Origin of the sequence: Alistipes sp. AF48-12, from assembly GCF_003477565.1 — a bacterium.
Taxonomy (GTDB): domain Bacteria; phylum Bacteroidota; class Bacteroidia; order Bacteroidales; family Rikenellaceae; genus Alistipes_A; species Alistipes_A hominis.
Genome location: NZ_QUDJ01000002.1, coordinates 106,512 through 119,582 on the forward strand (window position 1 = coordinate 106,512; position 13,071 = coordinate 119,582).

General features: G+C 57.5%; 10 protein-coding genes and 1 pseudogene. All 11 read right to left on the bottom strand.

From position 1 onward, the window contains the following. Positions 1 to 59: 59 nt before the first annotated feature. Entirely contained in the window at positions 60 to 1,340 is a 1,281-nt protein-coding gene (locus tag DW082_RS01685) for an alpha-L-fucosidase (protein ID WP_310648291.1), read from the bottom strand. A 98-nt stretch (positions 1,341 to 1,438) separates the two neighbouring features. Further along, positions 1,439 to 1,639 carry a transporter associated domain-containing protein gene (locus tag DW082_RS15280; protein WP_310648292.1) on the bottom strand — a complete coding sequence of 67 codons (201 nt, stop codon included), beginning with the start codon at positions 1,637 to 1,639 and terminating at the stop codon, positions 1,439 to 1,441. After that, complete coding sequence (gene gldE, locus DW082_RS01690; protein ID WP_310648293.1) at positions 1,612 to 2,754, bottom strand: gliding motility-associated protein GldE; 1,143 nt, start codon at positions 2,752 to 2,754, stop codon at positions 1,612 to 1,614. Before gldE ends, DW082_RS15280 begins: the two co-directional genes overlap by 28 nt. Positions 2,755 to 2,796: 42 nt before the next feature. Continuing rightward, positions 2,797 to 4,251: a cell division protein FtsZ gene (gene ftsZ / locus DW082_RS01695; RefSeq protein ID WP_055202623.1), complete on the bottom strand. Its 1,455-nt coding sequence runs from the start codon at positions 4,249 to 4,251 to the stop codon at positions 2,797 to 2,799. Between the two features lie 80 nt (positions 4,252 to 4,331). After that, a complete protein-coding gene (ftsA, locus tag DW082_RS01700; protein WP_055202625.1) occupies positions 4,332 to 5,759 on the bottom strand; it encodes a cell division protein FtsA in 1,428 nt (475 codons plus the stop codon). 6 nt (positions 5,760 to 5,765) lie between these two features. Then, positions 5,766 to 6,599, bottom strand: a complete 834-nt coding sequence (locus tag DW082_RS01705; protein ID WP_118457039.1) for a cell division protein FtsQ/DivIB — start codon at positions 6,597 to 6,599, stop codon at positions 5,766 to 5,768. Positions 6,600 to 6,621: 22 nt separating this feature from the next. Next, positions 6,622 to 7,983, bottom strand: coding sequence for a UDP-N-acetylmuramate--L-alanine ligase (gene murC / locus DW082_RS01710; RefSeq protein ID WP_118457041.1), 1,362 nt, complete (start codon positions 7,981 to 7,983; stop codon positions 6,622 to 6,624). Further along, positions 7,983 to 9,097, bottom strand: a pseudogene (murG, locus tag DW082_RS01715) (undecaprenyldiphospho-muramoylpentapeptide beta-N-acetylglucosaminyltransferase). Before murG ends, murC begins: the two are co-directional and overlap by 1 nt. Positions 9,098 to 9,155: 58 nt before the next feature. Beyond that, on the bottom strand, positions 9,156 to 10,442 hold the full coding sequence (locus DW082_RS01720) for an FtsW/RodA/SpoVE family cell cycle protein (RefSeq protein WP_081032493.1): 1,287 nt from the start codon (positions 10,440 to 10,442) through the stop codon (positions 9,156 to 9,158). A gap of 30 nt (positions 10,443 to 10,472) precedes the next feature. Beyond that, positions 10,473 to 11,813 carry a UDP-N-acetylmuramoyl-L-alanine--D-glutamate ligase gene (gene murD, locus DW082_RS01725; RefSeq protein ID WP_055202636.1) on the bottom strand — a complete coding sequence of 447 codons (1,341 nt, stop codon included), beginning with the start codon at positions 11,811 to 11,813 and terminating at the stop codon, positions 10,473 to 10,475. Positions 11,814 to 11,815: 2 nt separating this feature from the next. After that, positions 11,816 to 13,063, bottom strand: coding sequence for a phospho-N-acetylmuramoyl-pentapeptide-transferase (mraY, locus tag DW082_RS01730; RefSeq protein WP_055202638.1), 1,248 nt, complete (start codon positions 13,061 to 13,063; stop codon positions 11,816 to 11,818). Positions 13,064 to 13,071: the final 8 nt, after the last annotated feature.

Consider the following 13,071-nt stretch of genomic DNA (forward strand, 5'->3'; position numbering starts at 1 on the left):
TCCCGACACTGTAAAACTTAAAAAAGAATATCGTCTCGCCTCGAGCGGAACTTTTTCATTCACCGCCGTACGGATAACTCGATCACGCTGTCGATTTCGTCGGCCGGTATCCCGGACAAATCCAGCGACACGGAGTCTGTGGCCACCGAAAAAGGCACTTCCGCCCGATCCGCAAAACGAACGGCCGAACGGACGACACCGCCGGTCAGCGGCAGGGAAAGCGTATCGCCGTCGCGTCGGAGAACATGCACGAAGAGCCGGTCGCCTTTGCGGGTGGAAACGCCCCACGCACCGGGAGCGATCTCTCCGGCCCGGGTTCCGTAGACGGTCTCCCCGTAAGTTTTCATCCACCGGCCGACTTCCCGGAGCCTTTCGAGGGAAGCCTGCGGTATCTCGCCGTCCGGCTGCGGGCCGACGTTCAGCAACAGATTAGCGTTACGTCCGGCGGCATTGACCAGCAGATGGATCAACGCAGCGACCGACTTATAGTTCCGGTCGGTAATGCTGTAACCCCATGTCCCGTTCATCGTCGCGCAGGTTTCCAGCGGCAAGGCGCTGATCGTCTGCCCAGCCGAGTGCCCGGCGGTATTCTGTCCCGGAAGATCCTGCTCGAACGCTTGAAAATCCTCTCCGGGGAACGGTTCGCGATGGTGATTGTTCCCGACCAAACAGCCGGGTTGCAACCGGTGGATCGTCGCGTAAATTTTATCCAGTTGCCAGTCGGCATCCGCCTTGTCCCACCAACCGTCGAACCAAACGGCTCCGACCGGCCCGTACCCGGTCAGCAGTTCGGTCAGTTGGTTATTCATGAAACCGAGGTAATCGTTCCAATCCCCGTGAGCCGTACGCCCGGTACCCTGCCCCGTAGTGCCCAACGGATAGTAATCTTCGCGCGTCCAGTCGAGCAATGAATAATAGAAATGCAGCCGGATCCCCTGTTTGCGGCACTCTTTCGCCAGTTCCCTGACAACGTCCCGTCCGTAAGGGGTGGCTTCGACGATGTTGTAATCCGAATACCGGGTGCCGAACATCGAGAAACCGTCGTGATGGCGCGAGGTAATGCAGATGTATTTCATGCCGGCATCTTTAGCTGCCTGCACCCACGCCTTCGCATCGAATTTCGACGGGTAAAATCCTCCCGCCAGTTTCGCATACTCGCGGCAATCGATGTTTTTGTTCGTCATCGCCCATTCGCCGTCGCCAAGCATACTGTAAATGCCCCAATGGATAAACATCCCGAAACGGCTATCCTGAAACGCTTCCCGGCTGCGGAGATTCTCCGGCGCGGCTGGTAACCGGACTGCGCGGCCAGCGGCCGGCCCCCAGCCATAAAACGACAAACAAGCAAACGTATTTCATGGGCGTATTCCTTAGTTTTATAAAAAACAATAACAAATATTAATGAAGTATAAATTTTAATATACAGAAATACACCCCCTTACAGATTACCTGTTCCGGAAGAAACCACCGTAACCTTAATCTTATCGATCCGTCTGCCGTCCATCTCTTCGACTTGCAGAACCAGATCGCGGCAGGTCAGCGTTTCGCCCCGGTGCAGAAAATCCTTCCGGATCTCCAGCATCAGCCCGGCGATCGTCTCCGCGCCGCCTTTCATGGCGTCGAGATAATCGTCGTCCAATTCCAACACTTCGAGGAAATCATTGATATGGGTTTTACCGTCGACAGGTACGTATTCGGAGAGAGCTTCGTATAAAAAGCCTGATCGCGGTCGGATTCGTCCGAAATTTCGCCGACGATCTCCTCCAGGATATCTTCCAACGACAGCAACCCCATCGTGGAACCGTACTCGTCGACCACGATCGCCATGTGGATCTTACTGTCCCGGAACTCCTCGAGCAATTCGTTGATTTTCTTGTGCTCCGGCACGAAATAAGGCTTGCGGATCAGATTCTGCCACTCGAAATCCCGCTCGTGCGAGACATACGACAGCATATCTTTTACATATAGCACCCCTTTGATATGATCGATACTCTCTTCGTAGACGGGAATCCGCGAGAAACCGGACGAAACGATCGTCTCGCGCACCCGATCGAAATCGGCCTCGATGTCGAGCGAAACGATGTCCAGACGGGGTTTCATGATCTCCACCACTTCGGTATGAACGAAATCCACGATCTCGGACAGCATCCGCTTCTCCTCGGGGCTCTGTCCGGAGGTCATCTCGATCGCATTCGACAGTTCGTCGATCGAAATGTTCTCCCGCTTCCGCGTCACGCTCCGGTTGATATAACCGCCCGAACGAATCAGCAGGAACGAAACCGGCCTGAACAGCGCCTTGAGCAACAGCAACGGTACGGCCATCATCCGCGCGATACGCACCGGATGGTACGATGCGAGGATTTTCGGCATGATCTCTCCGAACAGCAGCAACAGGAACGTAACGATCACCATCTTCATGACGAACTCCAGCCCCGCGGCGCCGGCGAACCCGACCAACGAGTCGATCAGTCCGTTGGACAGGATCACGATGCAGATATTGACCAGATTATTGACGACCAGAATCGTCGCCAACAGATACTCGTCCGCCGACAGCAACCGCAGGATCGCATTGCTCCTACGATCCGGGCTGTTCTTCAGCCGGACGACATCCCGCGGCGAAAGGGAGAAAAAAGCGGTTTCAGAAGCCGAAACCGACGCCGAAACGCCCAGCAACAAAATTACGACCAGCAGGATCACGGAATCCTGCAGCGTAAACGGGTTGAACGTCACGGCTTGGATAAAACACGCTGTCAAAATTACAGATATTTAGCCGGCCCGATCCATAACCGGAACGGCTTAGTCAAACAACGAACTGCTCTGCCCCTTGTCGCTCTGCTGTGCGGAATCGTCTTTCAACACGACCCTCGCGCTGCGGTTACCTTCCGCCGAAGTGTCTTTGACGAACTTGATATTCCGGCGAACGAAGGCGGGACGGTTCTCCAGTTCTTCGATATCGATATCGGAACCTTCGTCCTTCTTGGATTCGATGGCAGGTTGCGAAACCGGCGCGCTGAACGGTTTGGGCTGCGGTCTCGGCGGAACCGGGACGGGACGGTTCGGCACGATCCGGCGGGCGGCATCGGGCTGCCCCCCCGGCGCGGCGGACACCGGACGCACGGACGGCTCATGCGGCACGAACGCCGGTTTTTCGGCCGGCTCGGGCGACTCGGCAACCGGTTCGCCGGCAACCGCATCGTTCTCCGACTCGCCGCGAACGTTCGCCTTGCGAAGCGAATCCTTGTAATCCTGCAGAGGCGAATAGCTGACCATGTTCATCTGCGCATAATCGAATCCGGTCGCGATGATCGTCACCTCGATATCCTGTCCGAGAGCATCGTCCTTACCGGCTCCCCAAATAATATCGGCGTTGTTCCCGGCGCGTTCCTGAATGTACTCGGTAATCATATAGGTCTCCTCGAGCGTGATCTCTTCGTCGCCCGAGGTGATGTTGATCAAGATATTTTTCGCCCCGGCGATGTCGTTGTGGTTCAGCAACGGGGACTCCAGCGCCATGTTGGCCACCTTCATCGCCCGGTCTTCGCCGGAAGCGCGGCCCGAACCCATCAACGCTACGCCGCTGTCGCTCATCACGGTCTGCACATCGGCGAAATCGACGTTCACCGTATTTTCGCGCGTAATCACCTCGGCAATCCCGCGGGCTGCGGTAGCCAAAATATCATCGGCCTTGCCAAACGCCTCGGTCAGCGTCAGCTTGCCGAAGATCTCCTGAATGTTCTCGTTGTTGATCAGCAGCAGCGAATCGACGCAGCCGCGCAGCTCCTCGATCCCCTGCTGGGCCTGCCGCATCCGTTTCGGGCCCTCGGTCTTGAACGGAAGAGTCACGATGGCCACCGTCAGGATACCCAGCTCCTTGGCAGCCCGGGCGATCACCGGCGCCGCGCCGGTTCCAGTTCCACCGCCCATACCGGCCGTGATGAAGACCATCTTGGTGCCTTCGCGCTTGTAAATCTCGATGATCTCGTCGAGGCTCTCCAAAGCCGCCTGCCGTCCTTTTTCCGGATTGTTGCCGGCGCCCAGGCCGTTCTGTCCGAGACGCACCTTTACCGGGACGGGACTGTTGCGCAGCGCCTGCGGATCGGTATTGCACACCATGAACGAAACGTCGGCGATCTCCAGCTCGAACATGTGGTTGACGGCATTGCTACCGCCGCCGCCGACACCCGTAACCATGATGATCGAAGGCGACAGCTTCGGAATTTCAAAATCGATTATATCTTTTACGTCAGACATATACTAAATCTTTTACGCTTTTCACACTCGTTCCTCTACGACCGACGCGGGCCGAAACCGATCCGCCCGCGCCGATAAACCTAAATCTCGTTATCTTCAATCTCCTCGTCAAACATGTTGATCACTTTCTCCCTGAGCTTCGAGAACAATCCCGGCTTGCGCTTGGGTTTGTATTCCGGTTCGTAAGCGTCGTCCTGCAACCCGGCGCCTTCCTCTTCGTGCGGCCGGCTCCCGCTCCGGTAAAAATCGTTCAACTTCCGCTTGACCGGCGAAGCGGGCTCGGTAACCGGCTTTTCCTCCCTTGCCGGACGAACGACCTGCTGTTTCGACCGGGAAGTCTTGTTCTGGGCCCGTTCGTCGAATGCCCGCGCCAGGATGCCGACGGCAGTCGCCATGGCCGGCTGTCCGGCCGTTTCGAGACTCTCCCCGTCGAGCGTGCTCTCCGCCCCCGCTACGCGAGCATCCATCCCGGTGTAACCTTTAAACAAGGTTTCGACATGCTTCAACTGCGCGCCGCCTCCGGTCAGCACCACCCCGGCGGCAAGCCGATCCTGAAACCCGGATTTTTTCAGTTCCTCGACCACAAAGTCGATGATGTCGAGCATCCTCGCCTCGATGATCGCCGCCAGATTCTGAGACGAAATCTCTTTCGACGCCTTCGCGCTCAGTCCCGGCGTGGTAATGTATTTGTCGGGCTGCGCCGCATCGCGCATGGCTTCCCCGTAACGGGTCTTCAGGTTCTCGACATGCTTTTCGAGAATCCCGTACGAGCGGATATCCTTGTTGATCACGTTGCCGCCCATCGGGATGATCCCTACGTGACGGATGATATTTTTCTGATAAACGACCACGTCCGTCGTCCCCGCTCCGATATCCACCACGGCGACGCCTTCCTCCTTTTCGTCGGGCGTCAGCACGGCCTCAGCCGAAGCGATCGCATTCAGGAAAAGCCCGAGCGGAACGATATCCACCCGTTTGAGGGCCATCTCCAACCGGTTGATCGCGACCGAATCGCCCAATATGATGTTGAACGTCGACGCCAGTTTGTTGCCGAACGTCCCGACCGGATTGGCCGTCTCCTCCTCGTCGTCGACAATGTAGTTCTGCGGAATGATCTGCAGGATTTTCTCCCCTTCGGGAGCCGGAACGTTGCGCATACTGTCGTGCAACTGGCGGACGTCCTCCTGGCGGATCTCCCCGCCGCGGCTGGCAAATACGTAATAGGGCTGCTTTACGCTGCGGATGTGCTGTCCCGATATACCGGCATAGGCTTCGGTGATCCGGATTCCCTGGCGCTCTCCGATCGCATCGACGGCCTCCTTGATGCTTCTGGAAACCAGGTCGATATTTTTGATTTCGCCGCGGATCATCCCCGCCCCCTGCACGGCGGAAACTTCCCGGTCGATAACCCGGATCCGGCCGTCCTCGCCTTTCGTGCCGATCATCGCGACCACGGTATTCGTCCCTAAATCGATTGCAACAATATAATCCCCGTTTTCCACTTTCATTCCTGTTTATTCGATGCAGACAATCTGATCTTTATATTTCAAATTTATGTAGCTACAACAATTCCACCCCTCGTAGGCGACGGCATGCCGGTAAAAACTCAATAACTTTGCCAGTTTCTGTTCGTAACCGTCGACGCTGCCGAGCATGATCACCTGGTCGCCCGCCCTGGGCACGATCTCGATATCAGGATCGTACCCGTCCCCGGCCTGCGGGCCGACGACATGAACCTGAACGATAAACGCTTTCCAGAAGTCGTCACTATCCACGAATTTCACAAAATTAATCAGTTTCACCAAAAACGAGTAATTTTTCTGCACTTTTTTTTCGGGATTTCCGGCGAACCGGTCGAGCGGGCCGACATAGTCCGGTTTGAACGGGAACGGCACATAACCGGTAACCACCGGAACATAGACCACGAAATAGCGCTGCTGCGGCAGGACATAGCCGTCGTCGGTCACGTAGAAATTGTACCCGTTTTGCGTATTGAACCGCACCACCGGACGCCGTTGCGTCAATTCCACGTTCAGCCGCCCATCCATCGAAGTGTAGACGCGGGCCGTGCGGACGAACCCGCGCCGCCGGACGAAACGCTCCAGTTCGAGGGTATTGATCGACGACAGTTCGGTTCCGACCAACTTCATCTTTTCGGCTGCGAACCACGCCCTGACCATCGCCGGCGTAATGAAATTCCGCTCGGCGCTGTCCAGCACCGTCACCCGTACCTCCCGGCACAACTGTTCCTTTTTCCGCTGCGACGTATATCGCAACGAAAACGACAGGTAGACCGCAAGCAGCGTCCACGTCAGCAGATTCAGGGTGATAACCAGCGACCGTTTCACGATTCTCCGTTTTATCGGGTTCCTATTTTTCTGCGAACAAACCGGCGATCTGCGTGCAGAAGCGGTCGATATCGCCCGCCCCGAACGTCACCAGCAATTCCGGGTTCTTCGATTTCAGCACGTCCGTCAGATCCTCCTTGCGGACGACCCGTGCCGGACAACCGATCAGCGGCAGCAGCATTTCGGAAGCCACCCCTTCGATCGGCTCCTCGCGCGCCGGATAGATCGGCAGTAGCAACACCTCGTCGCACAAAGACAACGCCTCGGCGAACTCCCGGTAAAAATCGCGCGTCCGGGTGTACAGGTGCGGCTGGAACACCACCGTCAGCTTCCGCGCCGGGAACATCTCCCTGACCGACGTGATCGCGGCCCGCAGTTCGTTCGGATGGTGCGCGTAATCGTCCATATAAATATGCTTCGGCGTATTGACGTAAAAATCAAACCGACGCTTCACGCCGCTGAACGACGCGATCGCGGCCCGCAGCTTCGCTTCGTCGAACCCGGCCACCCACAGCATCGCCGCCGCCGCCACGCAATTTTCGACATTCACCCATCCCGGAACGCCCGGCGTGCAATCCCGGATCACGCGGTCGGGACAAACAAGGTCGAACGTGTGCCGCCCGTCCGGCTCAAGCCGGATGCGGTCGGCGTAAAAGTCGCAGGGCGTATCGTATGCATACCGGTAAACCCGGATTCGGTCGTTACGGATATTCAGTTCGACCCCCTGTTTGAGAATCAGCGCGCCGCCCGGTCTGATCTGCCCGACAAACTCCGAAAAAGCCTCTTTGACCGCTTCGTGCGTCCCGTAAATGTCGAGATGGTCGGCATCGACCGCCGTCACGACCGCGACGTCCGGATAGAGCTGCAGAAACGACCGATCGAACTCGTCGGCCTCGACGACCAACCGTTCCCCCGGGCCGAGCACCAGGTTACTACCGAAATTCTTGGAAATCCCGCCGAGAAAAGCGCTGCCGCCGCCCCCGGCCTCGCGATCGAACCACGCGGCCATCGTACTGGTCGTCGTCTTGCCGTGCGTTCCGGCGACGGCCATCAGGTATTTCCCCTCGGCCATCACGCCGAGCATCCGCGAACGCTTGACGATCTCGAATCCTCCATCCCGGAAAAATCCGAACTGCAAACTATCGGACGGGATCGCCGGCGTATAAACCACCAGCGTATCGGCCTTGTCCCGAAACGGCTCCGGAATCGTATCCGCCTCGTCCTCATAAGTAACGGTCGCTCCTTCGCACTCCAATGCCCGGGTCAGTTCCGACGCGGTGCGGTCGTATCCGGCCACCTGTTTCCCCTCGTGCAGGAAATAACGTGCCAGGGCGCTCATCCCGATCCCTCCGATTCCTAAAAAATATACTTTACTAAAGTTCATTATTTCCCGTTTACAACATCCATAACTTCATTCACAACCCGATCTGCGGAATCGCCGATCCCTAAAGTCAATATATTACGCTCCATTTCAGCGAGTTGCTTCGGATCGGCCAACAATTCCTCCACGACCGGAAAAACTCCGTTCACCGCATCTCGGTCGGGAATCATCCGGGCGGCCTGCTTCCCGACGAGAGCCATCGCATTTTTGGTCTGGTGATCCTCGGCCACATTCGGCGACGGCACGAAGATCGTCGCCGGCCGATCAGGCACAGTTCCGAAACGGTACAGGCTCCGGCCCGCGCCACGACGATGTCGGCCGCAGCATAGGCCAGATCCATCCGGTCGATAAAAGCCCCGCGCCAGATACCCCGGTCGGAGCGCCCCTGCATAAACTCCGTCATCTCCCGTTCGTAATATTTACCGGTCTGCCAAATCACCTGTATCTTCCCTTCGGCAACGATCCGATCCACGTTGGCTTTCATCATTTCGTTCAGCGTCCGGGTACCGAGGCTGCCGCCGACGACCAGCGTCACCGGCTTGCCCTCTTCCAAACCGAAATGCCGAAGCGCCTCCGCGCGCAGATCCGGATTGCGCCAAAAACGCCCCCGGAGCGGATTGCCCGTCAGGACGATCTTCTCTTTCGGGAAAAAGCGTTCCATCCCTTCGTAAGCCACGCAGATACGCCTGACGCGCGAGGACAGCATCTTATTGGTCATGCCCGCATAGGAGTTCTGCTCCTGAATCAGCGTCGGAATTCCCATCCGCTGCGCGGACCACAGCACCGGCGCGCTGGCATACCCGCCGAAGCCGACCGCTACGTCGGCCCCGAATTTTTTGACGATTCGCCGGGCGCGCAGCACCGATCGCACGACCTTGAACGGAACGGCCAGGTTTTTCGGCGTCAGCCGCCGCTGCAATCCCGCGACGGGCAGCCCCTCGATCCGGTAGCCCAGCTCCGGGATTTTCTCCATTTCCATCTTCCCTTCGGCGCCGACAAAAAGGATTTCGACGCCGTCGCCGAGCCGCCGCTTCAGCGCTTCGGCCACCGCAACCGCCGGATAGATATGCCCTCCGGTACCTCCTCCGCTCAGTATGACTTTTAATTTCCGATCCATATTTTCAAACACAACATCAATGATCCGATATTCGCCGCAAAAACGGCCGCCCGTTCCGCTACTCCAGTAACGACTCTTTTCTCGGCCGATCCAGCGACTCTTCCTTCACCTGTCGGCTGATCCCGAGAATCAGGCCGAGCGCCAGGCAGGTAAACACGATCGACGAACCGCCCAGGCTGACCAGCGGCAGCGTCTGTCCGGTCACCGGGAACAGGCACACCGAAACCAGCATGTTACAGATTGCCTGGAACGTAATCATCAGGCAAAGCCCCAGCACCAGCAATCCCGGAAACGCCGTCCCGCAACGCCGGAACGTAACGATCCCACGGAAGAAAATACACAGGTACAGGAAAAGCATCAGCGACGCTCCGATCAGCCCGTACTCTTCGACGATAAAGGCATACGCGAAATCCGAATAGGAGTGCGGCAGGTTCGACCGCTGCGTACTGTTTCCGGGCCCTTTGCCCATCAATCCGCCCGAAGCGATCGCGATCCGGGCCTGCTCCTGCTGCAAATCGTCGTCTTCGCCCTGCGCTTTGACCTGCTCGGTCTTACTCATCATATCCCCGATCCCAAGCCGGTTGACCCACGTATGCGACCGCCCGATATTGAAGGCGTACATCACCGACACGGCGCAAACCATCGTCACGAACACCAGCGCGACCAGTCGCCACAACTCCCGCACGCGGACACGCCCGACATAGAGCATGATCAGACAGGTGCAGAACGTGATCGCCGCCGTCGAAAAATTGGAAATAAAAATCGCGGCGCAGGCGATCACGATCGGCCCCAGAACGGGGATCGTGATATTGGTCAGTATATTGAAATTCTTGTCCGGATTTTTACGCCACCCGCGCAGCGTCAGCGCAGGCAGCAGCGGCATACGGTGAATGTTTGTTTGCCGCTTGGCCAACTGCCGCGCCAGGATCGCGATCAGCGCGATCCGCAGGAAATCCGAAGGCTGGAACGTCACGCCGATCAGCGGGATGCGGATCCACCGCGAAGCGCTATTCAGGTTGACTCCAACGAAGAAGGTCAACAGCATGAACAGCAGCGCCGTAACGAAAACGAACGACAGAAAGCGCGGACGCGCGTAACGCTGGTAATCGATCCGGTGCACGGCGATCATCGCGGCGAACCCCAGCACGATGAACTTCAACTGCTGCAGGAAATAGTGCGCCGTATCCCCGCCGGCCTTACGGTAAGCCATCGACGCGGTCGACGAATAGATCACCAGCAGCGACGCGATCGACAGGATCGCAATGATCACCCACAGTACGCGGTCGCCGCTGAAAAAGCGGTCGAAAAAGCCCTGCTGTTCGTTGTGCGGTTCGTCCGGTTGCATGATCGTCGTTTTTTCGGTTTTATCGATACGTTATCGTTGCGCGGCGGCGACCCACTCTTTGAACTGCCGTCCGCGGTCTTCGTAATTTTTAAACAGGTCGAAACTGGCGCAGGCCGGCGACAGCAGTACCACATCGCCCGTTCCGGCGTTCCGGCGGGCGGCCGCCATCGCCTCGTCCAGCGAATGGGTATCGACAATCTTCCCGATCCGACCATCGAAAGCCTTCAGCAACTTACCGTTATCGACGCCCATGCAGACCAGCGTCTTGACTTTCGCCTCCGCCAACTCGTAAAGCCGCGCATAGTCGTTCCCTTTATCGGTTCCGCCGGCGATCCACACCACCGGACGGGTCATGCTCTCCAGCGCGTACCACACCGAATCGACGTTGGTCGCTTTCGAATCGTTGACGTAGGTCACGCCGTCGATCTCCCCGCACTTTTCGAGGCGGTGCTCGACCCCTTCGAACGCCCTGAGCGTCCGGCATATCGCATCCGGCCCGACCCCGGCCGACAAGGCCGCCAGCGAAGCGGCCATCGCATTATAAGTATTATGCATTCCCTTAATTTTCAATTCCGCAACCGGAATCTCCACCCGTTTCCCGGCAACTTCCGCACGGATCACGCCATCGGCCAGCATCGCCGCGCATCCGTCGCAGGTTTTCACGCTGAACGGCAGGGTTTGCATCCCAAGCGGATGTTTCGGCAGGTTTCCGAGCGTCAGCGGATCGTCGGCGCAATAAATAAAACGGTCTTCCGGTCGCTGGTTCCGCAGGATACGGAACTTGCTGTCCACGTAATTCTGCAACTCGTAATCGTACCGGTCGAGGTGATCGGGCGTAATATTCATCAGCACGCCGATATCGGCCCGGAAATCGTAACAGCCGTCCAACTGGAAACTGCTCAGCTCGATCACGTACCAATCGTAATTGCCGGTGGCCACCGCCAGCGCGAAACTTTCGCCGATATTTCCGGCCAGGCCGACGTTCACGCCGGCCTGCCGCAAAATCTCGTAGGTCAGCGTCGTCGTCGTCGTCTTGCCGTTGCTGCCGGTGATGCAGATCGTTCGCGCAGAGGTATAAGCCCCCGCAAACTCGATTTCAGAAATAACCGGGATTCCCCGCTCCCGGACGGCCTTCACCATCGGAGCCTTGTCCGGAATCCCCGGGCTTTTCACGACTTTGTCGGCCGACAGGATTTTACCGGCCGTATGCCGTCCCTCCTCATAAGGAATATCCCATTTCTCCAGCAGTTCCCTGTACTTCGGAGCGATACTCCCCCTATCCGACAGAAACACGTCGAATCCTTTTACGCGCGCCAGCACCGCCGACCCGCAACCGCTCTCGCCTCCTCCCAATACCACGATCCTCTGCATCGTTATCTGATTTTAAGCGTTACCAACGTGATGGCGGCCAGCAGCAACTGCACGATCCAGAAACGCACGACGATTTTCGATTCGAAGTAACCTTTCTTCTGGAAATGGTGGTGCAGCGGCGACATCAGAAAAATGCGCCGGCCTTCGCCGTACCGTTTTTTCGTATATTTGAAATAGGTGACCTGCATGATGACCGACAGGCTTTCGATGAAAAAAATCCCGCACAGGATCGGCAGCAGCAACTCCTTTCGGATCAGCAGCGCGAATACGGCAATGATTCCGCCGATCGCCAAACTGCCGGTATCGCCCATGAAGACCTGCGCCGGATAACAGTTGTACCACAAAAAGCCGAACAGCGCCCCGGCAAACGCCGCCGCATAGACGATCAGCTCCCCGCTCATCGGTATATACATGATATTCAGGTAATCGGCGTAAATGACGTTCCCCGACAGGTAGGCCAGTATCCCGAGCGTGACGACGATCGTCGCCGACACGCCGGAAGCCAGTCCATCGAGCCCGTCGGTCAGATTCGCGCCGTTCGAGACGGCGGTAATGACCAGCGTAGCGATCACGACGTATACCAGCCACGTCCACAGGTCGGCCCGCTCGCTGTCGCCCGGCACCAGCCAGTGGTAATTGAATTCGTTGTTCTTGACGAACGGGATCGTAGTATTGACGGTTTTTTCGGCCGGCGCCATATAGACCGCGCTGCGCTGCCCGTTGTCGTTGACATATTCCACATGCGCGCGCGGCGCGTTTCTGTCCAGTTTCTCCTTGGTCACGATCTGCGGGCTGAGCCACATCGCGCAACCGACGATCAGTCCGAGGCCGACCTGCCCGACGATCTTGTACCGGCCGCTGAGCCCTTCCTTGTTCTTGCGAAACACCTTGATGTAGTCGTCCAGGAAACCGATCAATCCGAGCCAGACGGTCGAAACGATCATCAGCCGCGTATAAACGTTGGTCAGGTCGCCGAACAACAGCGTCGGGATCAGAATCGAAATCAGGATAATAACGCCGCCCATCGTCGGCGTTCCGCGTTTCTGCAACTGTCCTTCGAGGCCGAGGTTGCGCACCTCCTCGCCGATCTGCTTACGCTGCAGGAAACGGATGATCCGGCGGCCGAAAATCATTCCGATCGCCAGCGCCAGAATAATCGCCATCGCCGCACGGAACGACAGCGACAGGAACATCCCCGCACCGGGAATGTCGAAATGCAATGAAAGATACTTGACTAAATGATATAACATAAATACGG

Coding starts and splice junctions, on each gene's coding strand:
- murC (WP_118457041.1), bottom strand. CDS start 7,983: ATGAACTTTAGTAAAGTATATTTTTTAGGAATCGGAGGGATCGGGATG.
- murD (WP_055202636.1), bottom strand. CDS start 11,813: ATGCAGAGGATCGTGGTATTGGGAGGAGGCGAGAGCGGTTGCGGGTCG.
- ftsA (WP_055202625.1), bottom strand. CDS start 5,759: ATGAAAGTGGAAAACGGGGATTATATTGTTGCAATCGATTTAGGGACG.
- ftsZ (WP_055202623.1), bottom strand. CDS start 4,251: ATGTCTGACGTAAAAGATATAATCGATTTTGAAATTCCGAAGCTGTCG.
- DW082_RS01720 (WP_081032493.1), bottom strand. CDS start 10,442: ATGCAACCGGACGAACCGCACAACGAACAGCAGGGCTTTTTCGACCGC.
- mraY (WP_055202638.1), bottom strand. CDS start 13,063: ATGTTATATCATTTAGTCAAGTATCTTTCATTGCATTTCGACATTCCC.